Source organism: Flavobacterium sp. (genome assembly GCF_027484705.1).
Classification (GTDB): Bacteria; Bacteroidota; Bacteroidia; order Flavobacteriales; family Flavobacteriaceae; genus Flavobacterium.
In genome coordinates this window covers 209,763-236,491 of sequence record NZ_JAIXSL010000007.1, presented here as the reverse complement: position 1 = coordinate 236,491, position 26,729 = coordinate 209,763, and the positions used below count along the sequence as shown (strand labels likewise).

Here is a 26,729-nt window from a genome sequence, read left to right as displayed (position 1 = left end):
AAGTATTCAATTTTAGCGAATAAGCCAAAAAAATTACTCTAAAATTCGATTCGCCTGTGTAAAAGTCCTGCCGTAATAAGGTTCTTTGGTCGACGAAATGATGACGCCTTTTTGGGTTGAGGAATGGATGAACTTGATTTCTTCGTCGTTGATTTCGGTAACCATTCCAACATGGTTGATGACGCTTCTGCCGTTGGTCTTGAAGAAAATCAGATCGCCTTTTCGGATGTCATCTTCATTCAATTTTCTGCCGATTTTAGCCATATCCACGGACGATCTGGGCAAAGTGATGTCGAATTTTTTAAACGTGCTGTACATCAAACCCGAGCAATCAAAACCATCCGGAGTCGTGCCGCCACTTTTATAATGCGCGCCCAATTGTTCCGAAGCTGCATTGATGAGTTGCTTCACCAGATAACTCGAATCATCCACATTGATTACAAGATCATCATCATTCTTGTCGTTGATGCGGTTGCCAGTGATGGTCGCTTTTTTAGGTTCTATTTTAGCGGCCACGCTTTTAGGTTCGGCATTGTTTTTAGCGGCTATTTTGATGTTTGCGGGTGCTTTGTAAATGCCTCTCTTTACGGCTTCCTCTTTAGAAGTAATGATCGCAGAAGTCGGTTTGCAGCCGACCATAAAAAAGAATAAGAGCAGTAAGGAAAAAATGGGTTTCAATAGATTTTGTTTTGATGTCATTATAAGCAACGTAATTATCTTAAACTTCGTACAATGTGCTGTGCTGTTTTTTTACTCGCACCCACACCGCCAAGTTTTTGTTCTAAAGTATCGTATTGTTCGATTAATTGTTTTCTGTAATCAGGATTCAATAGTTTTTGCAATTCTGTTCTGATGTTTTTGGTGTTGCAACGGTCCTGAATTAATTCGGTGACCACTTCCTTATCCATAATCAGATTGACCAGCGAAATGTATTTCAAAGTAATGATGCGTTTGGCAATCTGGTACGACGCCCAACTGCCTTTATAGCAAACCACTTCGGGCACTTTAAACAACGCGGTTTCCAAAGTAGCGGTTCCCGAAGTGACCAAAGCCGCCGTCGAATGGCTCAACAAATCATAAGTTTTGTTGGCAATGAAATGCACGTTTTTGTTTTTCAGAAAAGGCTCGTAAAACGAATGTTCCTGACTTGGAGCGCCGGCAATCACAAACTGATAATCCTTAAAATCATCAACGACGCTCAGCATCACGGAAAGCATTTTAGTGATTTCCTGTTTTCGACTGCCCGGAAGAATCGCAATGATCGGCTTGTCGTCGAGTTTGTTTTCTTTGATGAAATCGGCTTGGCTCGTCACCTTACGATTGTGGATCGCATCAATCAATGGATGGCCCACAAACGTCACCGGAAAATGGTGTTTGTCTTCGTAAAATTCCTTTTCAAAAGGTAAGATCACATACAAATGATCGAAGTCGCGCTTTACTGCCGCAATACGGTTTTCTTTCCAAGCCCAAATTTGCGGAGAAATGTAGTAATGCGTTGGAATGCCGCGTTCTTTCGCCCATTTCGCAATGCGCATGTTGAATCCCGGATAATCGATGAATATGATCGCGTCGGGCTGAAATTGCTCGATATCTTTTTTACAGATGTTTATGTTGCTCAGGATTGTTTTCAAATTGAACACGACTTCGATAAAACCCATAAAAGCGAGTTCGCGGTAATGCTTCACCAAAGTGCCGCCGGTTTGCTGCATCAGATCGCCGCCCCAAAACCGGATATCGGCTTGAGGATCTTCGTTATAAAGCGCTTTCATCAGATTCGAACCATGCAAATCTCCCGAAGCTTCACCGGCAATAATGTAGTATTTCATCTGCGATTGATTTTAAATAAGCAACGTAATGGCCGTCAGTATAATCGTGCCCAAAATAACGCCACGCGCCATCAGGTCTTTGTTGTATTTCAATAAGATAAAAAAGATGATCAGGTTTAAAGCCGCACCCAAAGTGATGATTTTTCCAAGCAATCCGTGCGATTTATAAAATAGAAAACCATTCATGAAATCCAATCCCGCGACAAATTCAATAAAAATAAAACTGCCGATAGCCGAAGCCGCAATTGCCATCAAAACGCCCAAAATCAAATCCCTATACTGCATCTAAATTTATTTATAAATTGTAATTATCAATTATCAATTATCAATTATTTCGGTTTAAATCCCAAGTATTCAATCGCTGAATTGCATGGTGCGCCGTCATATCAAATTGTATAGGCACGACCGAAACAAAACCATGTTCAAGAGCCCATTCATCAGTATCTTCGCCCGAATCCTGATTGACAAATTCGCCCGTAAGCCAGTAATAATCCTTACCATAAGGCGTGGTTCTTTTGTCGAATTTCTCTGCCCAAATTGCTTTGGCTTGACGACAAATCCTGATGCCTTTGATTTCGTTTTCCTTGAGTTTCGGAAAATTCACATTCAGGATTGTTCCGTCCGGCAAACCGTTTTCCAAAGTCTGCAACGCGATTTTTTTGACGAACGATTTCACAGGTTCAAAATCGGCATTCCAATCGTAATCCAACAGTGAAAATCCGATTGCGGGAATGCCTTCGATTCCGGCTTCCACCGCGGCGCTCATCGTGCCCGAATAAATCACATTGATTGACGAATTCGAACCGTGGTTGATGCCCGAAACACACAAATCGGGTTTGCGTTTGAGGATTTCATTGACCGCAAATTTCACACAATCGACCGGCGTTCCCGAGCAACTGTACTCTGTAATTACAGCATTTTCCACAGAAATTTTATGCAGATACAAAGTGCTGTTGATCGTAATGGCGTGTCCCATGGCGCTTTGCGGTTTGTCAGGGGCGACCACAACAACATCGCCGATTTCAGCCATGACTGCAATCAATGTTCTAATACCGGGAGCCGAAATTCCGTCGTCGTTGGTCACTAAGATGAGAGGTTTATCCATTTTTTTAGGAGCTGTTCCGGCTATTCGCTTTTATCTTTTTGTTTTTGATGCTAAAAACAAAAAGGATAACCGCTACTATCCGGGCTAGGGGTTCAGGTTGCTAAAGTACTTTTCTTTAAAAAAGTCATTTTTTGCACCTCAAATAATTCCCCGCAAAAATAAGCATTTTAAGCACAAAGTTGCTACATTAGCATCTTTAACAAAAAATTAGCCATCGAAAACAGGCGCCGTTGCTGTTTTTATGTAATTTAGTTCAAAAATTTTAATGAATATTTTAATTCAATATATGAAAAGGAATTATAAGTTATTACTGCTAGTCATAGCCATTTCTTTGGGCTTATTCGCCTTCACGACGACCCTGAAACCCAAAGGAGATCCGGAAAAAGACAAGATGTTGCTCGAATTGTTGACGTTTGTCATCGAACGCGGTCATTACGATCCTGCGGCCATCGACGATAAATTCTCTAAAGGTATCTACAAAGATTATATCGAAGCTTTAGATCCTTCGAAACGTTTTTTCATCCAATCCGACATCGATGAGTTTGTCGTTTTCGAAACCCAGCTCGACGACCAGATCAAGAATAAGGATTTGGCTTTCTTCAACCTGACTTACGACCGTTTGATGAAAAGAATCGGCGAAAGCAAAGAATTCTACAAAGACATTTTAGCGAAACCATTTGATTATTCCGCCAAAGAAGAATTCAACACGGATTATGACAAACTGCCTTACGCCAAAAACACGACGGAGCTTAAAGAAAAATGGCGCAAACAGATCAAATTGTCCACGCTTTCTTCACTGACTGACAAATTGAAAATGCAGGAGGATAAGAAAAATGGCGTTAAAGATGAGAAAGCAGACAAAACAAAAGAAGCTTCGAAAGAAGCCACAAAAGACGAAGCGCCAAAATCATTCGAACAACTCGAGAAAGAAACGCGTGAAAGTTCTTTAAAATCGCTCAACGAATACTTTGATTTCATCAATGACCTTGATCAGAATGATTGGTTTTCTGTCTACGTGAATGCTATTGCAACACGTTTCGATCCACACACCAACTATTTTCCACCCGATGAAAAAGAGCGTTTCGACGTAAGCATGAGCGGGAAACTCGAAGGTATCGGCGCGCGTCTGCAAAAGAAAAATGATTACACAGAAATCTCAGAACTGATTTCCGGAGGCCCGGCTTGGAGAGGCAAAGAACTTGAAGCCGGAGATATCATCATCAAAGTAGCGCAAGGAAATGACGAACCCGTCGAAGTTGTCGGGATGCATTTGGATGATGTGGTCAAAAAAATCAAAGGGCCAAAAGGCACTGAAGTACGCTTGACCGTGAAGAAAGTTGATGGTACGATTAAAATTATTTCAATCATTAGAGATATAGTAGAAATCGAAGAAACCTATGCCAAGTCAAGCGTCGTAGAAAAAAACGGAGTCAAATACGGAATTATCTATTTGCCTAAATTTTACATCGATTTTGAAAACAACGACAGCCGCGATGCCGGAAAAGACGTCGCGATTGAAGTCGATCGTTTGAAAAAAGATGGTGTGCAAGGCATTATCATGGATTTGCGCGACAATGGTGGCGGTTCATTGAAAACAGTCGTTGATATTGCCGGATTGTTTATAGAAGACGGCCCGGTGGTTCAAATCAAATCGGCCGGCAGAAAACAGGAAGTGCTTTTCGATAAAGACAAAAAAATCCAGTGGGACGGTCCGTTAGTTGTGATGCAGAACAGCTTTTCAGCTTCAGCTTCAGAAATTTTTGCAGCAGCGATTCAGGATTACAGACGCGGGATTATCATCGGTAGCAAACAATCTTACGGAAAAGGAACGGTGCAAAACGTCATCGATTTGAACCAATTCGTAAGAGGCAGTAGTGTTGGCGATTTAGGCGCTCTTAAAACTACGACGCAAAAATTCTACAGAATTACTGGTGGTTCAACACAATTGGAAGGCGTGAGCAGTGATGTGGCGATTCCGGACCGTTATGCTTACCTCAAAATGGGCGAGCGCGATATTGATAATGCGATGCCTTGGGATAAGATAGAACCAGCTCAATTCAAATTCTGGGACAAACAGAATAATTTTGATGCGGCTATTGACAACAGCAAAAAGAGAATTGCGGACAATCCTAAATTCAAGCTTATCGATGAAAATGCGCAATGGATTGACCAACGCAACAAGGAAAATGTTTACAGCCTAAACATCGACCAGTTCAAAGCGGAACAAAAAGCGATTGAGGAAAAATCCAAAAAATACAAATCGATTGCGGATTACCAGAATTCCTTAAAATTTGCTTCGTTGCCCTATGAAATGGATCAAATGAAAACGGACACTTCCTTGAAAGAAAAACGTGACAGATGGCATGAGAGCCTTTCTAAAGATATTTATGTTGAGGAAGCAATCAACATCTTAGATGATTTGCAACCTAAAGCAATCGTGAAGAAAGACGTTGCCAAATTAAAAAAAGACAAATTGGTGAAGTCGTAATCGTCCCTTTAAAATAAAAAATGCCTTAAAATTCAGTTGAATTTTAGGGCGTTTTCTTTTGTTTATAATTGGATTGATTACCATTCATTCACTTTATTCGCATCCATTTTTAAGAAGATAAACAGCAAAATGGTAAAACCCCAAAGTCCGGAACCACCGTAAGAAAAGAACGGAAGCGGTACGCCAATAGTTGGAAAAATTCCTGCGACCATCGCAATGTTCACAAAAAAGTGAATGAACAGAATACAAGCCACACAATAGCCATAGACCCGACTGAATTTCGTCTTCTGTCGTTCTGCAAGATATATGATTCTGAAAATCAAACCGACAAACAAAGCAATCACAACCAACGATCCTATAAATCCCCATTCTTCACCCACAGTTGTAAAAATATAATCGGTATGTTGCTCAGGTACGAATCCGCCTTTGGTCTGCGTTCCTTCGAGGAAACCTTTGCCAAACCAACCGCCGGAACCGATAGCGATTTCAGATTGATTGGTGTTGTACCCGATGCCTTTCATATCAACTTCTTTTCCGAGCAAAATATTAAAGCGATCTCTGTGGTGTTGCTTGAAAACCGATTCAAAAACATAGTCAACAGAAAACACAAACCCCGAGATCATGACCATGGCAATGGCGCTTGCAATGATATTACGGTCTACGATGCGGCTCCTGAAATATAAGAAAGCGGTAACTCCGGCGGCTATTAAAATGACCGCCCAAGGTTTTAAGATCAATGACAATACAAATAAAATGATGGCGATGAATCCGGTCCATAAATACCATGGTGGCAGACCTTCGCGATATAAGACAAAAAATAAAGTCATAAAAATCAAGGCACTTCCGGGGTCATGAATAACAATAAGTACTACAGGAATAAAGATAATCCCAAGGGCTTGCATTTGCCTGTTTACATCCTTAAGGTTGACCTGCACATCACTAAGATATTTGGCCAGCGCCAGTGAAGTAGCCGCTTTGACGAACTCCGAAGGCTGCAATCCGAAAGCCCCGAAAGAATACCAGTTCGCTTGCCCTTTGATGGTTTTTCCGAAGACGAACAATCCGGCAAGGGAAAGCAATCCAATGATATAAATGACACCTGCGAATTTTTCGTAAAACTTCCCATCGACTGATAATACGACAAAGATTAAAGGAATCGCGAGACCAATACTCAAAAGCTGTTTGCCATAAAATTGTGACAAATCAAGCACAAAACTTTCTTCAGACAACGACAACGAAGAGGAATAGATATTCAACCAACCCATGATCACCAATAGGATGTAGATGAATACGCTGATCCAGTCGAGGTTGTTCGTAACGCTTTGGTTCTTCATCGTGAATTAATTTTCTGTAGCTTCTTCCGGTGTTTTGGCGTCTTTAAGCTTTTCGTCTGGAGCGCCCGGAATCACAGGTTTTGGTTTGAGCAACAAACTGTCCACTTCTTTTTTGCCGGTATACTTGGCATATTCGCCCTGAAGGCTGCCTTCCAACATTCGTTTCTCTAAATCGACGCGTGTGATTTTTTTCTTGATGTATTTTTCAATCATCAAACTCGTAATCGGCCCAGCCCAGCGTGCGCCCCAATACCCGTTTTCAACCAACACTGCAATCGCGATTTTCGGATTGTTCCTGGGTGCAAAAGCCACGAAAATCGAGTGATCCTGAAGCTTCACACGTTTTCCGTTAATCTTGGCGAAATTCTCCGCCGTTCCGGTTTTTCCGCAGATTTCAATGCCTTCAACCTGCAAAGCGTGCGCGGTTCCTAAATTATAAACGTCAAACAAACCGTCAATCATTGGTTGGAAATATTTCCGGTCAACCGTCGTCACGTGTTTGGTTCTGTATTTTTTGTCTATCACTTCGCCTTTAATCGATTTGATGATATGAGGCGTATAATAAAACCCATGATTTGAAACTGCTGCCATCATGTTGGCTAATTGTATCGGTGTCATCAAAACTTCTCCTTGCCCAATCGCGTTCGAAACAATCGCCGTGCTTCGCCAACCACCATTAGGATAGATTTTTTTGTATGTTTTGGAAGTTGGCGCTTTTCCTCGTCTTCCTGTAGGTAAGTCGTAGCCCATGAATTCACCCAGACCGAAACTTTTCAAATGGCGGCTCCAGACATCAACACCGTCGGCAGGACGGACATATTTGTTGATGGTCTTCATGTAGACGGTTCCAAAATACGCATTACAAGATTCGTAAATCCCGCGATGCAATTGTTGTGCGCCTCCATGACAGTGGCATTTCATGAAACGGCCTCTGGCATAACTGAATCCGTGACGGCAATAAACCGTGGTGTTTTCATCAATGACTTGTTCCTGTAAAGCAATCAATCCCGTTAGGATTTTGAATGGCGAACCTGGCGGATATTCTGCTAACAACCCACGATCATACAAAGGTTTTGCAATCGAGTCATGGTATAATTTCGTGTAATTTTTCGAGCGTTGTCTGCCGACCAAAATCGCCGGATCATACGAAGGAGCCGTGACCAAAGCAAGGATTTCTCCTGTTCTGGGTTCAATAGCAACGATACCGCCTCGTTTGTTGACCATGAGTTCCTCGCCATATTTTTGAAGTTCGGCGTCGATGGTCAAATGGATGTCTTTTCCCTGCACGGCAATCGTGTCGTATTTGCCTTCTTTATACGAACCGATTTCGCGGTTGTATTTGTCTTTCTGGATGTATTTTACGCCTTTGATACCGCGCAGCGTGGTTTCGTAACTTTCCTCAACGCCTTGTTTCCCTAACAAATCGCCGCTATTGTAATACGGATTCTTAGCGACAGTTTTTTCGTTGGCTTGCGTGATGAAACCAAAAACATTGGCGCCAAATTTCACCTGATAATCGCGCAAGGATCGCTTCTGGATGTAGAATCCTTCGAATTTGCGGATCTTTTCCTGAAACGCCGCGAATTCGAGTTTGTTCAATTGCGGCAGAAAAACCGAAGGCAATCTCGGGCTGTAGACTTTGGCTTTGGCAATGATTTTTATGAAATCGTCTTTGGTGATATTGAGCAGCTGGCAAAATTCCAACGTGTCGATGTTTTTCATATCACGCGGAATAACCATGATGTCATACGACGGTTGGTTGGCTACCAAAAGTTCGCCATTGCGGTCATAAATATAGCCACGCTCGGGATAGTCGTATTGGATCTTAATCGCATTGTTGTCGGATTTCAATTTAAACGAATCATCCACAATCTGCAAGTAAAATAGCCTTAATACCAACAGTAATGTTCCAATGATAATGATGGTTGGCAGTAATACTTTTCTCATCGTCGGCTAGGCTTAATTAGGTAGATGATGATGATGCACATCAATAAAGTAAACAAAGTACTCACGACGGTTTTCAGGATGATTTCAAGGATGAAAGTCATGCGAAAAACTTCGAGTAAAAATAGCGTAAAGTGGTGAATGATGACCGCAATGAGCAGGAATGAAAACCGCTCCGGAGTCAGCACATCGTTAAGCCTAACGGTTTGGTATTCATAACTCAAACCAAACGAGAATTTAAAAATATACGGTCGGTAATAGGCAAGTATCAAACAAGCTGCAGCATGAACACCGCCCGAATTGCAGAACATATCGAGAATCAATCCCAAAAAGAAACTCGCAAGCAAAAGCCCGATTTTGTTTCCGTTTACGGGATATAGAATGATGAATAAAATGTACGGATACGGATTGATGTATCCCAGAAAATCCATATTGTTGAAAATAAGAATCTGGGCTGCAAGAAGCAGAATGAAACGGGCGATATTGACCAATACGGCGCTATTCATCTTTTTTCTTTTCTAAGTTTGTGATCTCTTCGCGTTGCTTGCTTTTGATGATGTAAACATGTCCGAGATTAGTCATGTCGTTGAAAAGCTTCACATTCAAAGTATAATAATTTGTCTTGTTGTCGATGAATATATTGTTGATGGTACCGATGCCAATATTCTCCGGAAAAATGGATGACTGGGCGCCGGTTACAATCGTATCGCCTTTGCGGACGGATGCCAATCGCGGAACATCAATCAACTGGACAAAACCGGTGCTTTTTCCGTCCCAGACCAACGAGCCAAAATGATTTGATTTTTTGATTTTCGCATTGATTGCCGATTTCACATTCAAAATACTAATTACCGTTGCGTAATTTTTAGAAGTCTTATCTACAATGCCGATGATTCCCGAACTGTTGATGACACCCATGTCTGGTTGGACACCGGCGGCGCTTCCGCTATTGATCGTAAGGTAATTTTCGTAAACTGTATAGGAATTATGAATGACTTTAGAAACGATGATGTCGTTTGGTTTCACACCTTTCAAAGAATCGAGTTTGGGCTGCGGCACGGAATCTTTGGTGTTGAAGATGATGCTTTTTAATCGCGCATTTTCTAAAGCTAATTCGTCATTTTGTTTTTTAAGGCTCAGGTATTCGCTGACTGAGTTAACCTGTTCATAAACCCCGCCGCTGAGAAAATTCGCCGAACTAATGACCTTGCTTCTATGGTACGAATGCGACTGCACCGTGAAGACTAACGAAACTACCAAAAGCAGCAAAAACAGCAATCGATAGCTGTTTTTAAATATAAAAATAAATATTTGCTGCATTTTCTAAAGTATAAAATGTAAAGCTATGTTTTGTTTCAAAAGCCAATCACCAACAACCAATCACTAACTTATTTTATAAGGATACTTCTAAATTTTGGGATGTTTTTTAAAGCCATTCCGGTACCGCGAACAACCGCTCTTAAAGGATCTTCAGCGATATAAACCGGTAAGTCTGTTTTTTGCGAAATACGTTTGTCCAGACCGCGCAACATCGAACCTCCACCCGCTAAATAAATCCCGGTATTATAAATATCCGCTGCCAATTCCGGTGGTGTTTGTGATAAGGTTTCCATGACCGCATCCTCGATCCTTTGAATTGATTTGTCTAAAGCTTTGGCGATTTCACGGTAAGAAACATCGACCTGTTTTGGTTTTCCAGTGAGCAAGTCACGTCCTTGCACTGACATATCATCCGGCGCCGTTTCAAGTTCTTCGAGTGCAGCTCCAACGGTAATTTTTATTTTTTCTGCGGTACTTTCCCCAACGAATAAGTTGTGTTGTGTACGCATGTAGTAAACGATATCATTGGTGAAAACGTCCCCCGCAATTTTCACGGATTTATCACAAACGATTCCTCCTAAAGCGATGACGGCGATTTCAGTTGTTCCACCACCGATATCCACAATCATGTTTCCTTTTGGTTGCATAATGTCAATGCCGATACCGATTGCGGCTGCCATTGGCTCGTGAATGAGGTAAACTTCTTTTCCGTTGACGCGCTCGCAGGATTCTTTTACCGCACGCATTTCCACTTCAGTAATTCCCGATGGAATACAAACGACCATGCGCAAAGCTGGTGTGAACATTCTTTTCTTTAAGGCCGGAATACTTTTGATGAACATGCTGATCATTTTCTCGGAAGCGTCGAAATCAGCGATAACCCCATCTTTCAAAGGGCGAATGGTCTTGATGTTTTCATGCGTTTTACCTTGCATCATGTTAGCCTCTTTTCCGACGGCTATGATTTTACCCGATATTCGGTCGCGGGCTACGATCGATGGACTGTCAATGACCACTTTGTCATTGTGAATGATTAAGGTATTAGCGGTACCAAGGTCTATCGCGATATCCTCGGTCATGAAATCAAAAAATCCCATAAGTCTTTTAAGGGTTTATGTGTTTATATAAATTTTAACGCACAAAGTTAAACAAATTAATGTTTAAAATGACGTGTTCCTGTAAATACCATCGCAACTTTATTTTCGTTGCAATAATCGATACTCAACGCATCTTTTATCGAGCCTCCGGGCTGAATAACAGCGGTTACTCCGGCTTCTTTTGCAATTTCAACACAATCAGGGAAAGGGAAAAAAGCATCGCTCGCCATGACCAATCCGTGCAAATCGAATCCAAAAGTGGCGGCTTTTTCAATCGCTTGTTTCAAAGCATCAACTCTCGAAGTCTGTCCGGTTCCTGAAGCAATCAAAGTGTTGTTTTTGGCCAGTACAATCGTGTTCGATTTGGTGTTTTTACAAATCTTCGACGCAAACAACAAGTCTTCAATCTGCTCAGCGGTCGGAACTGTCGTTGTAACGGTTTTGAGGTGTTCTTTATTGTCGGTGATATTGTTTTTATCTTGCACTAAAAGTCCGTTGAGGCAAGTGCGCACTTGTTGTTGTGGCAAATCGACTTCATGTTGCACCAAAATGATGCGGTTTTTCTTTTCGGATAAGATAGCAATCGCTTCTTCATCATAACTTGGCGCAATGACAACTTCGCAAAATAACGCATTGATTTCGTTTGCTGTTGCCTTATCAATTTCTTGGTTGGCAATCAATACGCCGCCAAAAGCTGAAGTCGGGTCGCAGGCTAGAGCAGCTGAATAAGCTTCTTTCATGGAGTTTCTCGTAGCGATTCCGCAGGCGTTGTTGTGTTTTAAAATGGCAAAAGTCGGTGCTTCGTTTTTGAATTCGAGAATCAAATTCACAGCGGCATCCACATCAAGCAAATTGTTGTACGACAATTCTTTTCCGTGCAATTTCTCAAACATCGCATCGAAATCGCCAAAGAAAAAGCCTTTCTGGTGCGGGTTTTCGCCATAACGCAACACTTGTCCATTAGCTATGCTTTGTTTGTAAATCGTGTCGTCGGTATTGAAATAATTGAAAATCGCGGTGTCGTAATGCGAAGAAACGTGGAATGCTTTCGTAGCGAGAAGCCTTCTGTTTTCCAGTGTTGTGGCTCCGTTTTGGGTTGAAATCAAATCGAGCAACAAGCTGTATTCGTTCATTGAAGCCACGATAACGGTGTCTTTAAAATTCTTCGCCGCCGCACGGATTAATGAAATGCCGCCAATGTCGATTTTTTCAATGATATCCGCTTCAGAAGCACCCGATACGACCGTTTTTTCAAAAGGATATAAATCGACAATGACCAAATCGATTTGCGGAATCTGGAATTCCTCCATTTGCTGCGCGTCGGTTTCGTTGTCCTGACGGTTTAAAATGCCGCCGAAAATTTTCGGGTGTAAGGTTTTCACGCGCCCGCCTAAAATCGAAGGATAGGAAGTGACATCTTCGACAGCCACGACGGGAATGCCTAAATTCTTGATAAAATCTTCAGTGCCTCCGGTCGAGTAAAGGGTGACGTTTTGTTCGTGTAGTTTGCGAACGATAGGCTCTAATCCGTCTTTCGAAAAGACTGAAATCAGCGCCGAATGGATGGTTTTCGTAGTGCTCATGTAGTAGTTGTGTTTAAAAGTGCAAAAGTAGTTTTTTGAAACCAAAATCCCATCGGATATTGTAACAATATTCAAAAAATAAGTACCAATCGCTCGTGGGTATTTCATTAGGTTTTTGCAGAAATATTCTCCAATTTTACTTCACCAAAATTTAAGCCCTATGATTGTTTATTTCCGATTGCTGAGTGAAAGTTTTAGTTTCGCGATGAATGCACTCCGCACCAACAAACTGCGTACTTTACTTTCGTTGTTGGGTGTGACCATCGGGATATTTTCGATCATTGCAGTCTTGGCGGCAGTGGATTCTTTAGACCGGAAAATCAAAAGCGATTTGAGCACTTTGGACAAAAACACGATGTATCTGACCAGTGTTTGTTTTGGCCCGACCGATATTCCGGAATGGAAAGTCGAACAGTTTCCGAAGGTCACTTACGAAGAATACCAAGCACTCAAAGAGAATGTCAACCATACCGAAAATTTTTGTTTTCAGTTGTTTGCGCCACGGGAAAGCGTCAAATTTGAATCGAAGACCGTGTCTGATGTCAATATGGTTCCCGTGACCTCAGAGTTTGTAGACATCCAGCGCATGGAATTTTCTGAAGGCCGTTTTTTCAACGAATCGGAATCCAATTCAGGAACAGCCGTAGTAGTTTTGGGTTTTGAAGTGGCGAAAGGCCTTTTCGATGAAAGTGACCCTATAGGAAAAACAATACGCATCTACGGACAAAGATTTAAAGTGATTGGAGTTACCAAAAAGAAAGGTGAGTCAGGCATCGAATTGGGTGGAGGTGATGATACATCAGCATTCATCCCGACAAATTTTCTGCGTCGTTTGGTTGGAGATAACAATGACGCCATGCTTCCTGTGATCATCATCAAACCCGAAAAGGGAACAGATATTCCAGAATTGAAGGCCGAGATTGCCCAAAAATTACGCAGCATGCGTGGCGTCAAATCGGATGAAATCGATAATTTCTTTGTGAACATTTTATCAGGATTTACCGATCTGATTGACGGTATCGTAGCGCAAATGAATATGATCGGCTGGATCATCAGCGGGTTTTCGTTACTCGTCGGCGGTTTTGGTATTGCGAACATCATGTTTGTTTCCGTAAAAGAGCGAACCAACCTAATCGGGATTCAAAAATCGTTGGGTGCGAAAAACAGATTCATCTTATTTCAGTTTTTGTTTGAATCCGTTATTTTGTCTGTGATTGGCGGCGTTGTTGGATTGTTGCTTGTTTGGATAATCTCAATCTTACTAACGAACCTTCTTGATTTCGAATTTATTCTGGGCTTCTGGAATGTGGTTTTAGGCACAAGCCTTTCTGCATTTATAGGTTTAATTTCAGGAATTTTGCCCGCGATTTCTGCTTCAAGGCTGGATCCGGTGGAGGCGATTCGGACGGGAATGTAATTTGACGCAAACACGCAAAGTCTTTAATATAAAAAATCCGACAACTATAAATTGTCGGATTTCTTTTTAATGTTTGTTTAAGCCTTAGCTGAAAAAACTATCTAATCTCGTTATTCTCAATCAAATCAATAAATAAATTAATCTTGTCTTTCAACTCTTTTCTCGGTACAATAAAATCAAGGAAACCGTGATCAAGCACAAATTCCGCAGTTTGGAATCCTTCCGGTAAATCTTTTCCCGTGGTGTCTTTTACAACCCTTGGTCCGGCAAATCCAATCAATGCTCCGGGTTCTGAGATATTCACATCGCCTAACATTGCATAAGAAGCGGTAGTTCCTCCGGTAGTCGGATCTGTACACAATGAAATGTAAGGGATTTTAGCTTCGGCCAATTGCGCCAGTTTTGCTGAGGTTTTCGCCAATTGCATCAACGAATACGCAGCTTCCATCATACGCGCACCGCCTGATTTTGAAATCATCACGAACGGCATTCTGTGTTTGATCGAATAATCAATACCTCGGGCGATTTTTTCACCTACAACGGCGCCCATCGATCCGCCGATAAAAGCGAAATCCATACAGCAGATCACGACGTCTTTTCCTTTTGATTTTCCCACTCCGGTGCGGACGGCATCTTTCAGTTTGGTTTTCTCCATCACGTCTTTGAGACGGTCAGAGTATTTTTTGGTGTCTTCAAAATGCAAAGGATCTTTAGAAGTCATCTTAGCATCGAGTTCCTTGAATTCGTTGTTGTCGAATAAGATTTGGAAATATTCCGCGCTGCCGATACGCACGTGGAAATCATCTTCAGGACTGACCCAAAGATTGCGTTCCAGTTCATCAGCATCGATAATTTTGCCGGTTGGCGATTTATACCACAACCCTTTAGGAACATCTTTTTTGTCTTCGGTCGCGGTCGTAATTCCTTTTTCTGTTCTTTTAAACCAAGCCATAGTTTCGTTATTATGAATGATAAATTTTGAATGATGAATGCCGGGCACTCAAAATTCAAAATTCAAAATTTAAAATTTATAATGTGTTCACGTTATTCAAATCAGCGAAAGCCTGTTCTAACCTTTTGTTGAAAGTCAATTCGCCTTCGCGTACCCATTTTCTTGGATCGTAATGTTTTTTGTTCGGAGATTCTGGTCCGTCGGGGCTTCCGATTTGGGTTCTTAGATAGTCGATATTGTTAACCATATAATCACGGATGCCTTCAGTGAATGCGAATTGCAAATCGGTATCAATATTCATTTTGATCACGCCATAACCAATTGCTTCACGGATTTCTTCAAGCGAAGAGCCTGATCCGCCATGGAATACAAAATCCACCGGATTGTGTCCTGTGTTGAATTTGTTCTGCACGTAATCCTGAGAATTTTTCAAAATTTTTGGAGTCAATTTCACGTTGCCTGGTTTGTAAACGCCATGCACATTTCCGAAAGCGGCTGCAATCGTAAAACGCGGGCTGACTTTCAATAATTCCTCGTAAGCGTAAGCTACTTCGTCAGGTTGGGTGTATAGTTTTGAACTGTCCACGTCAGAATTGTCCACGCCATCTTCTTCACCACCAGTAATTCCCAATTCGATTTCTAACGTCATGCCCATTTTGCTCATGCGTGCTAAATATTCTTTACAGATTTCGATGTTTTCGTGCAACGGTTCTTCCGACAAATCAATCATGTGCGAACTGAACAGTGGTTTTCCTGTTTCTGCAAAGTGTTTTTCACTAGCGTCCAACAAACCGTCTAACCAAGGCAATAATTTTTTAGCGCAATGGTCTGTATGAAGGATCACTGTCGCACCATAAGCTTCCGCCAAAGTGTGGATGTGTTTCGCTCCGGCGATACCACCGGCAATCGCGGCTTTTTCATTGGTATTCGGCAATCCTTTTCCTGCATTGAATGCGGCGCCTCCGTTAGAAAACTGGATGATGACCGGCGCTTTGAGTTTTGCAGCAGTTTCTAAAACGCCATTGATGGTGCTTGATCCTGTAACATTAACTGCCGGTAGGGCGAATGCTTTTTCTTTGGCATAACGGAAAATTTCCTGTACCTGATCTCCTGTTGCAACGCCTGGTTTGATATTATGAGCCATGATGGTGTGTTTAAAATTTAAGTGTACAAAAATAATAATTTATAAATTTAGAACGGATAATTTATTCCAATATTTAGCACCGAGTTGGGGAAATTGTAATCGCGGAACCATTTTTTATTCGAGGTATCCGAAGGGTTGTAAGTTTTGAATCCGAAATCAAACCGGAACACAAAAAAACTGAAGTCATACCGCAGTCCGAAACCCGAACCAACCGCGGTATCGCCAAGGGATTTTATGCCACTGAAAACAGATTTTTCATCTTCGATGTTGTCAAAGGCGTTCCAGATATTTCCGGTATCGACGAACAGCGCACCGTTCAATTTTCCAAAGAAATTGAATCGAAATTCCGCACTCGTCGCAATCTTAAAGTTCGCTTCATTAAAGTCATTGACCGCAGAACTTCTTCCCGGACCTAGCGAATACGACTGCCACGCCCTGTTATCGTTCGATCCACCGGCAAAATAACTTCGCGAGAAAGGCACGCTGACCGAATTTCCGTAAGGCACGGCAAGCCCGACAAAACTGCGAAAAGCCAATACTTTTCCGCGATTGAAATCCCAGTGTTTGATATATTCAAGTTCTCCTTTGATGTATTGCGAATACGCGACCTCAAAAATGGTTTTGTTCACGCCTTGCGTTCCGGTTTGTTTGGATATATTCGCCAGCAACGAAAGAAAATTTCCGGCAGATTCCAATTTCGAGCGAAAGACATGAAAGTTTTCATCATAAAGATCTTTCTTAGTCGATTTGGACACTGAAAAATTGGTGGCAAAAATCAAGTTGTTTTCCGTAAGTCTCGCCGCACGTTCGACAATACTGCTGATGGTTTTGGCGTCTTCCGCAGTCGCCGCGATGGTATTCGAATTGATATCGTTCAAAAAAGCGTTGACGCCCGCGGGAATAATCAATTCTCCGTCCTGAAAATAAGTCGGATCCGCATTATACTTCACCGCGAGATTGTTCAAAGCCACGAACGAAGACTGATAAACATTGAAATAATTATCAGGATTGATGTTCTTCACGTATTGAATATTGAACAAATCAAACCTAAACGAAGTCTGCCGGTTCAGGTTCCAGTTATAGGTCATCGCACCCGTAAAATTCTCCTTGTCAAGACCAATATTTTTTTGCTTCGAGAAACCTAAAGTCAGTGCCGTCGAAGGAATCATGCTTTTCGGGATGATCTTATCGGTATTGAAAAACATGAAGATTCTCGGGAAATTCAGTTTCATATCGACGCCATAATCCGAAACGTTGAAGAACCGGTCGTCCGGATTCGCCAAATCTTTTGAGGAACCGATGTTGCCACGCGTCGCAATTTCGAAAGTTTCCGCTCCGTTGAAAATGTTACGGATTCCAAAAGACAAACTTCCCGAAATTCCGAAATCCTGAATGTTCGAATGCGTAAAGTCAATCCCGTAACCAAAACTGAATTTTTCTTTTTGCGTCAGGTAAATATCGGCCACAATGGATTGTTTTAAAGTGTCGTTCGGGTCAAGCTTGTAGCGAATCGTCGGATAATTAAAAACCTTTAAATTCGTCAGATACCGAGTACTCAAATTGGTTCTCAAATCAGAAAAATAACTGCCTTTATTGATGAACACCGCGTCGGTAATCGCTTTGGGTTTGTATTTGAGTTTGCCTTTGCTGAACAGGTTGAAATTGGAAAAAGTCGTTTTTTTCTCTTCAATCGCTGAAGTGTCTTTCGAGTTGTAATCCGTGTAAATATTGACTTCGCTGATCTTATACAATTTGAAAGGTTCGGTTTTGGTCGAATCGCCAATACTGTACGAATAATTGTCGATCTTGAGATTGACGTTGGTTTTGTAATTCCCGTTGAGCGTATCAATCGCATAATTGACATAAGTCGGTTGGAAAAAATACGCACCGTTATTCCTGAAATGCGTCGTGATGCGGTTTTTCTCATTGTCGAAATCGGCAATCTGGTATTGTTTTCCGGATTTGAGAAACGAATTGGCTTGCTGTACTTTATACAACGAATCCAAAGCCGGCGACTGAATCGTGGTTTTGATGGTGTCCAGAATATAAGGTTTCCCAGTAATGACAGCGTATTTGATTTTGGCTTTTTGGATGCGCGAAGAATCAATCTCGTACGAAGTTTTCACGTTGAAGTAACCTTCGTTGAAATAATGACTTTTCAATCGAAGCCTCGATTTTTCGGTGCTTTTAAAATCTACAATCACTGGCGGTTCGCCCGTAGTTCTGAGGAATTCATGAATGCCAGAATACCAGAACGAATTCCCCAGACGATTGACCTGTTTTGCAGAAAGCCACTTCGATTGGTGTTTGTATTTCTCAGGATCCTTAATGAATTTTGATTTGTAGATCGAATCGTGGTTAAGTTTCGCCCAATTGTATAAATACAAACGCAAATGAATGCCGCCGATGGAAGTGTTGGGTTTCTGATACACTAAAGTCGTGATGTTTTCGGTGTTGACCTTTTTGTCGTTGACCACGATTTCGTTTTTGGTCAGCAGCCTTTTGCTCTTAGGAACCCTTTTGAGAGTATTACAAGCCACGAGAATGATTCCTATTAGAATAAATAATGATATTTTTGTAGAAGCGTTTCTCAAGAGTTGTGGAATAATTTAATCCAAAAGTACATTTTTTCTATGGTTAGCAAAAACCAAATCAAGGTTATCACGAGTTTGCAACAAAAAAAATACCGCTCGCAGCATAAAATGTTTATTGCTGAAGGCGTGAAAGTCATTCAGGAACTGTTGCAATCGGATTTTGAGCTTCAGCATCTCTACGTTACCGAATCCCTTTTTGAGTCAGTTGCGTCCCACCAGAAAACGCTGATTTCCACAAACGAACTTCAAAAAATAAGCGCTTTGTCGACGGCTAATAATTGCCTCGCCATCTTCATGATTCCGGAACCCAAACCGATGGTCGAAAAAGGATTGATCGTAGCGCTCGATGACGTCCGCGATCCCGGAAATTTGGGAACGATCCTGCGCATGTGCGATTGGTACGGCGTCGAACAGTTGGTTTGCTCCAAAGAAACGGTTGACATTTACAATCCTAAAGTCATTCAGGCTACGATGGGCTCTATTGCCAGAGTTCAGGTGCATTATGTTGATTTGCATGAATTGCTGTCCAAAACAACTTTGCCGGTGTACGGTACTTTTATGGATGGCGACAATATTTACAAAGAAAAATTACCCGAAGCCGCGATTGTAGTTTTAGGCAATGAAGCCAACGGCATTTCTGCGGATATAGAAAAATTAACGAAAAATAGGATTACGATTCCGCGTTTTGGGAAGTTCAAACAAACCGAAAGTCTTAATGTTGCTTCCGCAGCTGCGATTGTGCTGAGTGAATTCCGCCGCGGGTTTAGTGAAAAGTAAAGTTGATTAAAATTGCTCTGGTTTTCATAGAATTGACATTTCCGGTCCAAGGGCTGTTCGGATCGGCATCGCGAATGAGTTCGTCCTCAAGGCCAAAGACGCCGCGGATTGACGGAGAAAACTTGAAATATTCCAGATACAAATCGATACCAAATCCTATTTCGTAATTCTTAGTCCATTCCTTCACACGAAATTTTTGTTCCGTATTGTCGCTGTTGGAGGTTTCGTTGCTACCCAGATTTTTGCTGAAAGAAATTCCGCCCACAAGATAAGGTCTGATATTTCCGGTACGCTGCGAAGAAAATTTCAATAAAAAAGGGAAATGAATATAAGTAGCCGGCACTTCACGGTCTCTGTCGATTGACTTCGTAAGTGTGGTATAAGTCAGATTGCGCTGTGTGTAGTATAATCCGGGCTCGAAACGCAGGTTGATGTAGTCCATGAGCCGCAAATCACCAACAAGACCAACATTAAATCCGGTTGTTCGGTCTACATAAATATCGGGGCTGTTTTTCTTGTAATCAAATTTGTAATCATAGGAATTGAATCCTAGGAAATAACCCCAATAAACGCGTTGTTTATCAAAGTTTTCCAGGTTAATCAAAGGATCTTTACCAAATATTTTTCTCCCTTTTTGCGCATGGCCGGCAAGCACAGAGAATAATAGGAGGAAAGCTATGAACTGTTTCATATCGGATACTAATTTTTGGAAGCCGTGTAAATGGTCGCAACGCCAAAAGTCTGCGGTTTCGCTTCGACATCTATAAACCCATTTTTCCTCAAAATATTGTTCAGCGCTTCGCCAAAAGGAAACACCGAAGCAGATTCCGATAAATAACCATAAGCTACGTTATCTTTTGAGAATAATTTCCCGATGAGTGGAAGAATGTATTTCGTGTAAAAAACATAACCTTGCTTGTAAGGCGTTTTCGTAGGATTCGAAGTTTCAAGAATCACAAAAATACCGTTGGGTTTGAGCACGCGACAAATTTCAGTTAAGCCTTTGTCTAAATGTTCGAAATTGCGGATACCGAAAGCTACCGTAATGGCATCGAACGTATTGTCTTCAAAAGGCATCGCTTCTGAATCGGCGAGCATCATTTCGATTTTTGACGAGAGATTTTTGGCGGCAATTTTTTGTTTTCCGACTTCGAGCATTCCGGCTGAAATATCCAATCCTATAATTTTTTCAGCGGTCGTGGCGGTCATCAATATCGCTAAATCTCCGGTTCCGGTGGCAATATCAAGAATGGTTTTGGGTTTTTTGGACGCGACGAGTTGCAGTACTTTTTTACGCCATTTGACATCAATTCCGAATGAAATCACGCGGTTCAGTCCGTCATAATTTCCGGAAATGTTATCAAACATTTGAGCGACCTGCTCTTTTTTGCTGAGTGTAGAAGATTTGTATGGAGTGATGTTCTTTGCCATAAGTTGGAATTCCAAAAATAGTTTAAAACTATACATTTGAAATCGATAGCTTTTATTTTCGACAAATATACTATAAAGTAAACAATCTGAAAATTAGGAAGGCATTAATGTTAAGGCGGGTTTAAACGCGTCGGTAGGTTTCATAAGTAAAATCGAAAAGATGTTTGTCGTCTTTCGGATGGTATTCTTCCGCTACGAGCTGCCAGTCGGAAGCATCAATCTGAGGAAAGAAAGTGTCGGCTTTAAAATCGGCATGCACTCTGGTGAGTTCGATGACATCGGTAAAAGGCAACGCCAAAGCGTATATTTCGCCGCCTCCGATTACGTAGGCATTTTCATTATCAGGAACCATCGCCAAAGCTTCAGCAAGATTATCCACTACAAAACAACCTTCAGCGGAATAGTCTTTTTGACGCGTGATGATGATATGGGTTCTGTTGGGCAACGGTCTGGGAAAACTCTCAAAAGTCTTTCGGCCCATAATAATGTAATGGTTCGTCGTGAGCAGCTTGAAGCGTTTAAAATCATCGGGCAAATGCCAGACAAGTTCGTTGTTTTTTCCCAAGGCTAAGTTTTCGGCAACCGCCGCAATCATAATAATCATTCGATTCGGGATTTTATTCGTTGGAGATTTTCGATTTTAAACCGTCGATTTTTTGTTGTTGTTTTTCAACCAAACGCTGGATTTGTTCGCGTTCCCAGTCTTTATTCATAAAACGGTCGGTGATAAAAACTTTGATGAAATGCAACACGAACAGAAAAACCCAAACCGTAACGGCCCAAATATACCAGTGATTCGGAGCGCCAAATTCCAGATAAATATTCGCGATGAACATAAACAGGCTGCCGATGACCAAGAGTACAAAATGAAAATAAACATTCTTTTTCTGACGCAATCGCTTGCGGGCATTTTCGTATAATTCCTGTTGCTCTTTATCCATGATGAATTCAATTTGGGCTGCTGCCGGATTAAGAAGTTCCTTATAGCTTCACAAATTTACGTTTTAATATTCAAACTTTGTCACAGTTTTTTTACCTTTAAGCCACAAAATTAGAACGATGCGTTATTTTCTTATTGGGTTGTTTTTGATCTCTTTACACGGTTTCTCACAGGAAACAAAACTGCCGGCGCCCATGATTGCTATCGATTCGCTGTATCGTGAAGACCAGTTTTATTTCACCTTTACCTACAACACTTTGGTCAATGCGCCAACGGGTGTTTCTCAAAAGAAATTTTCTTCGGGTTTCAAGATGGGTTTTTTGAGGGATTTTCCCATCAACAAACAACGCAACAAAGCCATCGCACCCGGCATCGGACTCTCGTATTCCAAATATTTCCAAAACCTCTTTATTACGGAATCTGACGGCAATGTGGTTTACGGCACGACCGTACTTGGCGGTAGTTATTCTAAAAATAAATTTGAACAGGTTTCGTTAGATTTTCCCATCGAATTCAGGTGGCGCACTTCCGGACCTGAAAGTCATAAGTTCTGGCGGGTTTATACCGGATTTCAGTTCAGTTATTTGTTGTTCAACAAGTCGGTATATATCGATGATTTGTATGAAGTGCGCATCAAAAACAACAAGGATTTCAATAAAATCCAGGCTGGCGTTTATATCGCTGCGGGCCATAACAGCTGGAACCTTTATGCCTATTACGGATTGATACCGATATTCAAATCTTCAGCAAAAGTGGATAACGGCGAAAAAGTGGGGTTGAATGCCTTACATTTCGGCCTGATGTTCTACATCCTATAACCAAAGTCTCCATAAGACAAGCTGCGGAACCAATCCCACAACAAATCCGATTACGAGTTCTTTGTTGGTATGGGCTTGCATTTGCAGACGCGATGAAGCTACGATGCCATTGGCCAATAATAATCCAGCAATCAGAAAAATCCAGTTTGAATAATCGTGCAGGCTGATTCCGATTACAAAAGCCGTAAGCGAACTCATTCCAATCATGTGGATGCTGATTTTCATATTGATAAACAAAAAAAATAGCGCCAAAAACGTACTGACCATGCCGCCTAAAAAGAAGTAAAATAATTCGGGAACATTCGCTATCGTGATACTGTTAAAAAGCAACATTGTCATCAGAAATAGCTGTATCGCCATAGGGACTTTGCGTTGCGACCTATCAGAAACCATCATCGAATCGACTTTTCCAATCACTTTTAAAAAGTAAAGTATCGTCAACGGAACCATAATCGTTATGAGCAAAATCTGAATCAGCATCAAATATTTTGCGATAGATTCTAAATAGTTTTCATGGCCGTAAAAATAAAACAGGCTTCCAAACAAAGGAATGAACAGCGGATGAAAAAGATAGGAGAAAAACGGCAGGATTTTTTTCAATCTAATGCGATTAAGGAATTACATTTTTTTGCGCAATCTTGCCACGGGAATGTCAAGTTGTTCGCGGTATTTCGCAATGGTTCGGCGCGCAATCGGATAGCCTTTTTCTTTGAGAAGTTCCGCCAATTGGTCGTCGGGCAATGGTTTGTGTTTGTCTTCTTCTTCAAGGATATTTTTAAGGATTTTCTTGATCTCTAAAGTCGATACGTCTTCGCCTTGGTCGTTCTTCATCGCTTCGGAGAAAAATTCCTTGATGAGTTTAGTGCCGTATGGCGTTTCTACAAATTTGCTGTTGGCCACACGCGAAATCGTCGAAATATCAAGACCGACCATATCGGCTATGTCTTTCAGAATCATCGGGCGCAGTTTCGTTTCATCGCCATCTAAGAAAAATTCCTGTTGGTAGTGCATAATCGCGTTCATCGTCACAAAAAGCGTTTCCTGGCGTTGTCTGATCGCATCGATAAACCATTTGGCCGCATCGAGTTTTTGCTTGATGAATTGCACGGCGTCTTTCTGCGCATGCGATTTGTCTTTGGAAACCTTATAAGTCTGAAGCATTTCCTGATAATCTTTGGAAACGTGCAAAGTCGGGGCATTTCTTCCGTTTAAGGTCAATTCGAGTTCGCCTTCTACAATGCGGATCGCAAAATCGGGAACAATGTTTTCGGTGATTTTATTATTTCCGGTGAAGGAACCGCCGGGTTTCGGATTCAGTTTTTCAATTTCGTGTACGGCTTTTTTGAGCTGCTCATTCGACACATTGAATTTCTGCTGCAGCTTCTCATAATGTTTTTTGGTGAACGCGTCGAATTGGGTTTCGATGATTTTGGTCGCCAATTCCACATATTCTGAAGGCGTTTTGTGCTTGAGCTGCAACAACAGACATTCCTGTAAGTCACGTGCGCCAACGCCTGAAGGTTCCAATTCATGGATCACGTGCAGGATGCGTTCTACGGTTTTCTCATCGGTGTAAATGCCTTGCGTGAAAGCCATGTCATCGACAATATCGGGAATGCTTCTGCGGATGTAACCCATATCGTCAATGCTACCGACGAGGAATTCCGCTATGTCGCGCTCGTCGTCATTGAGCATAAAAGTATTGAGCTGGTTGATCAAATCCTGATGAAAACTCACCGGAGAAGCCAAAGGCGATTCGCGGCGATCATCGTCATCACTGTAATTATTGACTTGCGTTTTATATTCGGGCGTTTCGTCGTTGCTGAGGTATTCATCAATGTTGATGTCTTCAGCCTCGATGCTTTCGTTGTCATCGAAGTCATCAAATTCTTCCTCGTTGTCGAACTCGTCCTTTTCGTAGTTTTCGTCTTCTTCTTTTCCGGCTTCGAGCGCTGGGTTTTCATTCATTTCTTCTTTCAAACGCTGCTCAAATGCCTGTGTCGGCAACTGGATTAACTTCATCAGCTGGATTTGCTGAGGTGATAATTTTTGCGATAGTTTGAGGTTTAGAAATTGCTTAAGCATTTTATGATTTTTAATTGAGGTCAAATTTACGAATCTTCTTTTGTCTTGATACAAAAGAAGCAAAAAATCAAGGCTTCATAAAATCGGCTAAAAATATTTCCAAAATCCTAAACGAAAAAAACTCGCTGCGCTCAAACAGTTTTTCGTTCTTAACGGATTTTAAAAATATTTTCTTAACGCCGATTTTATAAAATGCCATGTATACGTTATTGAGAAACTATGGTTAATATAACAACGGCTGTTTTTCGGCCTTATAAAATTTGCGTTAAGAAAATGACAATCCGACGCGTTAAAAAAGAAATGCTGTCTGAGCGCAGCGAGTTCATTTCTTTTAGCGTCGGATTGTCATTTTTAGCAAATTTTATCCAGCCTTGATTTTTTGTTTCTTTTGTATCAAGACAAAAGAAAAAGATTTAAAATTCCGCATTCATAGGCGTTCTCGGAAACGGAATCACATCACGAATATTACTCATACCCGTCACAAACAACACCAATCTCTCAAAACCTAAACCGAAACCGGAATGTACTGCGGTTCCGAAACGGCGCGTATCGAGATACCACCAAAGTTCTTCTTCATCGATGCCGAGTGCTTTCATTTTCTCCACCAAAACATCGTAACGTTCTTCCCTTTGCGAACCGCCGACGATTTCCCCAATTCCGGGGAACAGGATGTCCATGGCGCGCACGGTTTTTCCGTCTTCGTTCAGACGCATGTAAAACGCTTTGATGTTCGCTGGATAATCGTATAAAATCACCGGGCATTTGAAATGCTTTTCGACCAAGAAACGTTCGTGCTCCGATTGCAAATCAGCGCCCCATTCCTCTATGATATAATTGAATTTTTTCTTTTTATTTGGAGTCGAATCGCGTAAAATGCTAATCGCTTCGGTGTAGGAAACGCGTTTGAAATCATTGTGCATCACGAAATTCAATTTCTCAAGCAAAGTCATTTCACTTCTTTCAGCTTGCGGTTTCGCTTTTTCTTCGTCGGCTTGTCTTCCTTCTAGGAATTTCAAATCATCACCGCATTTATCGACGGCATATTTCACCACATATTTGATGAAGTCTTCGGCCAAATCCATGTTGTCATCCAAATCATTGAACGCTACTTCAGGCTCAATCATCCAGAATTCCGCCAAGTGACGAGAAGTGTTTGAGTTCTCAGCGCGGAACGTCGGCCCGAACGTATAAATCTGCCCTAAAGCCATCGCGAAAGTCTCGCCTTCGAGTTGGCCTGAAACCGTTAAGTTCGTATGTTTTCCAAAGAAATCTTCTCTGTAATTGATGCTGCCGTCTTCGGTTCTCGGCAAATTATCCAAAGGCAAGGCGGTCACTTGGAACATTTCGCCCGCACCTTCGGCATCCGCGCCCGTAATCACCGGCGTATTCACATACACAAAACCTTTTTCCTGAAAATACTGGTGCACCGCAAAAGCCAAAACCGAACGCACGCGCATGATCGCACCGAAAGCATTGGTTCTAACTCTCAAATGCGCATTCTCACGCAAGAATTCCAGCGAGTGTTTCTTGGGCTGCATTGGGAATTTCTCGGCATCCGAATCGCCCAGAATTTCCAATTTAGAAACCTGGATTTCATATTTCTGACCCGCACCCTGACTTTCGACAAGCGCGCCAATGACTGAAATCGCGGCTCCGGTGGTGATTCTTTTTAAAGTTTCTTCAGGTGTATTTTCAAAATCAACCACGCATTGGATGTTATTCAAAGTCGAACCGTCATTCAAAGCAATAAACTGATTGTTCCTAAAAGTCCTTACCCAACCTTTGGCGTTTACTTCTGTGATCGTGCTGTGGCTTTGCAGTAAGTCTTTTACTTTCGTATGTTTCATGTTCTCGAATTTTATGCAAATATAATT

24 protein-coding genes are annotated in these 26,729 nt (G+C 41.6%); 4 read left to right on the top strand and 20 right to left on the bottom strand.

Annotation, left to right across the window (positions count from 1 at the left end; all coding sequences use genetic code 11):
* Window positions 1-33 precede the first annotated feature (33 nt).
* From Q0058_RS03130 to surE, 4 genes are read right to left on the bottom strand one after another with little or no spacing between them, the layout of a single operon-like run.
* On the bottom strand, window positions 34-678 hold the full coding sequence (locus tag Q0058_RS03130) for a C40 family peptidase (protein ID WP_298221279.1): 645 nt from the start codon (window positions 676-678) through the stop codon (window positions 34-36).
* Window positions 679-713: 35 nt separating this feature from the next.
* Entirely contained in the window at window positions 714-1,826 is a 1,113-nt protein-coding gene (lpxB, locus tag Q0058_RS03125) for a lipid-A-disaccharide synthase (RefSeq protein ID WP_298221278.1), read from the bottom strand.
* 12 nt (window positions 1,827-1,838) lie between these two features.
* Window positions 1,839-2,111: a hypothetical protein gene (locus tag Q0058_RS03120; protein WP_298221277.1), complete on the bottom strand. Its 273-nt coding sequence runs from the start codon at window positions 2,109-2,111 to the stop codon at window positions 1,839-1,841.
* A 40-nt stretch (window positions 2,112-2,151) separates the two neighbouring features.
* A complete protein-coding gene (gene surE / locus Q0058_RS03115; protein WP_298221276.1) occupies window positions 2,152-2,931 on the bottom strand; it encodes a 5'/3'-nucleotidase SurE in 780 nt (259 codons plus the stop codon).
* 265 nt (window positions 2,932-3,196) lie between these two features.
* Between surE and Q0058_RS03110 the strand changes: the two genes are divergently transcribed.
* Window positions 3,197-5,419, top strand: a complete 2,223-nt coding sequence (locus Q0058_RS03110) for a carboxy terminal-processing peptidase (RefSeq protein WP_298221275.1) — start codon at window positions 3,197-3,199, stop codon at window positions 5,417-5,419.
* A gap of 77 nt (window positions 5,420-5,496) precedes the next feature.
* Here Q0058_RS03110 and rodA read toward each other — a convergent pair whose 3' ends face one another.
* The 6 genes from rodA to purH form a co-directional block, all read right to left on the bottom strand.
* Entirely contained in the window at window positions 5,497-6,753 is a 1,257-nt protein-coding gene (gene rodA / locus Q0058_RS03105) for a rod shape-determining protein RodA (protein ID WP_298221274.1), read from the bottom strand.
* 6 nt (window positions 6,754-6,759) lie between these two features.
* Window positions 6,760-8,700: a penicillin-binding protein 2 gene (mrdA, locus tag Q0058_RS03100; protein ID WP_298221273.1), complete on the bottom strand. Its 1,941-nt coding sequence runs from the start codon at window positions 8,698-8,700 to the stop codon at window positions 6,760-6,762.
* Window positions 8,697-9,203, bottom strand: a complete 507-nt coding sequence (locus Q0058_RS03095) for a rod shape-determining protein MreD (RefSeq protein ID WP_298221272.1) — start codon at window positions 9,201-9,203, stop codon at window positions 8,697-8,699. Before Q0058_RS03095 ends, mrdA begins: the two co-directional genes overlap by 4 nt.
* Window positions 9,196-10,017 (bottom strand): rod shape-determining protein MreC, encoded by an 822-nt coding sequence (gene mreC / locus Q0058_RS03090; protein ID WP_298221271.1) that lies wholly within the window; start codon window positions 10,015-10,017, stop codon window positions 9,196-9,198. The genes Q0058_RS03095 and mreC overlap by 8 nt, the downstream gene beginning before the upstream one ends.
* Window positions 10,018-10,085: 68 nt before the next feature.
* Window positions 10,086-11,114: a rod shape-determining protein gene (locus tag Q0058_RS03085; RefSeq protein WP_298221270.1), complete on the bottom strand. Its 1,029-nt coding sequence runs from the start codon at window positions 11,112-11,114 to the stop codon at window positions 10,086-10,088.
* A 56-nt stretch (window positions 11,115-11,170) separates the two neighbouring features.
* On the bottom strand, window positions 11,171-12,697 hold the full coding sequence (gene purH, locus Q0058_RS03080; RefSeq protein ID WP_298221269.1) for a bifunctional phosphoribosylaminoimidazolecarboxamide formyltransferase/IMP cyclohydrolase: 1,527 nt from the start codon (window positions 12,695-12,697) through the stop codon (window positions 11,171-11,173).
* Window positions 12,698-12,857: 160 nt separating this feature from the next.
* Between purH and Q0058_RS03075 the strand changes: the two genes are divergently transcribed.
* Window positions 12,858-14,114 carry an ABC transporter permease gene (locus tag Q0058_RS03075; RefSeq protein WP_298221268.1) on the top strand — a complete coding sequence of 419 codons (1,257 nt, stop codon included), beginning with the start codon at window positions 12,858-12,860 and terminating at the stop codon, window positions 14,112-14,114.
* A 97-nt stretch (window positions 14,115-14,211) separates the two neighbouring features.
* On the opposite strand, the gene accD is transcribed toward Q0058_RS03075, so the two are convergent.
* From accD to Q0058_RS03060, 3 genes are all read right to left on the bottom strand, one after another.
* Window positions 14,212-15,066, bottom strand: a complete 855-nt coding sequence (gene accD / locus Q0058_RS03070; protein WP_298221267.1) for an acetyl-CoA carboxylase, carboxyltransferase subunit beta — start codon at window positions 15,064-15,066, stop codon at window positions 14,212-14,214.
* A 76-nt stretch (window positions 15,067-15,142) separates the two neighbouring features.
* Window positions 15,143-16,210 (bottom strand): class II fructose-bisphosphate aldolase, encoded by a 1,068-nt coding sequence (gene fbaA, locus Q0058_RS03065; RefSeq protein WP_298221266.1) that lies wholly within the window; start codon window positions 16,208-16,210, stop codon window positions 15,143-15,145.
* Window positions 16,211-16,257: 47 nt separating this feature from the next.
* Window positions 16,258-18,750, bottom strand: a complete 2,493-nt coding sequence (locus Q0058_RS03060) for a BamA/TamA family outer membrane protein (RefSeq protein ID WP_366869649.1) — start codon at window positions 18,748-18,750, stop codon at window positions 16,258-16,260.
* A 93-nt stretch (window positions 18,751-18,843) separates the two neighbouring features.
* On the opposite strand from Q0058_RS03060, the gene Q0058_RS03055 reads away from it, so the two are divergent.
* Window positions 18,844-19,581: an RNA methyltransferase gene (locus Q0058_RS03055; RefSeq protein ID WP_298221264.1), complete on the top strand. Its 738-nt coding sequence runs from the start codon at window positions 18,844-18,846 to the stop codon at window positions 19,579-19,581.
* Here Q0058_RS03055 and Q0058_RS03050 read toward each other — a convergent pair.
* From Q0058_RS03050 to Q0058_RS03035, 4 genes are all read right to left on the bottom strand, one after another.
* On the bottom strand, window positions 19,568-20,272 hold the full coding sequence (locus Q0058_RS03050) for a porin family protein (RefSeq protein WP_298221263.1): 705 nt from the start codon (window positions 20,270-20,272) through the stop codon (window positions 19,568-19,570). The two genes, Q0058_RS03055 and Q0058_RS03050, sit on opposite strands and share 14 nt — an antisense overlap.
* 8 nt (window positions 20,273-20,280) lie before the next feature.
* On the bottom strand, window positions 20,281-21,012 hold the full coding sequence (ubiE, locus tag Q0058_RS03045; RefSeq protein WP_298221262.1) for a bifunctional demethylmenaquinone methyltransferase/2-methoxy-6-polyprenyl-1,4-benzoquinol methylase UbiE: 732 nt from the start codon (window positions 21,010-21,012) through the stop codon (window positions 20,281-20,283).
* Window positions 21,013-21,133: 121 nt separating this feature from the next.
* Entirely contained in the window at window positions 21,134-21,616 is a 483-nt protein-coding gene (locus Q0058_RS03040; protein ID WP_298221261.1) for a dihydrofolate reductase, read from the bottom strand.
* A 13-nt stretch (window positions 21,617-21,629) separates the two neighbouring features.
* Window positions 21,630-21,953: a 2TM domain-containing protein gene (locus tag Q0058_RS03035; RefSeq protein ID WP_298221260.1), complete on the bottom strand. Its 324-nt coding sequence runs from the start codon at window positions 21,951-21,953 to the stop codon at window positions 21,630-21,632.
* 118 nt (window positions 21,954-22,071) lie between these two features.
* Between Q0058_RS03035 and Q0058_RS03030 the strand changes: the two genes are divergently transcribed.
* The gene (locus Q0058_RS03030; protein WP_298221259.1) at window positions 22,072-22,770 is read left to right on the top strand and encodes a porin family protein; all 699 of its coding nucleotides are present in this window, start codon (window positions 22,072-22,074) and stop codon (window positions 22,768-22,770) included.
* On the opposite strand, the gene Q0058_RS03025 is transcribed toward Q0058_RS03030, so the two are convergent.
* The 3 genes from Q0058_RS03025 to asnS all read right to left on the bottom strand — a co-directional run bounded on the left by Q0058_RS03025 (window position 22,765) and on the right by asnS (window position 26,702).
* Window positions 22,765-23,370, bottom strand: a complete 606-nt coding sequence (locus Q0058_RS03025) for a hypothetical protein (RefSeq protein ID WP_298221258.1) — start codon at window positions 23,368-23,370, stop codon at window positions 22,765-22,767. The genes Q0058_RS03030 and Q0058_RS03025 overlap by 6 nt on opposite strands.
* An 18-nt stretch (window positions 23,371-23,388) precedes the next feature.
* On the bottom strand, window positions 23,389-24,855 hold the full coding sequence (rpoN, locus tag Q0058_RS03020) for an RNA polymerase factor sigma-54 (protein WP_298221257.1): 1,467 nt from the start codon (window positions 24,853-24,855) through the stop codon (window positions 23,389-23,391).
* A 413-nt stretch (window positions 24,856-25,268) separates the two neighbouring features.
* A complete protein-coding gene (asnS, locus tag Q0058_RS03015) occupies window positions 25,269-26,702 on the bottom strand; it encodes an asparagine--tRNA ligase (protein WP_298221256.1) in 1,434 nt (477 codons plus the stop codon).
* Window positions 26,703-26,729: the final 27 nt, after the last annotated feature.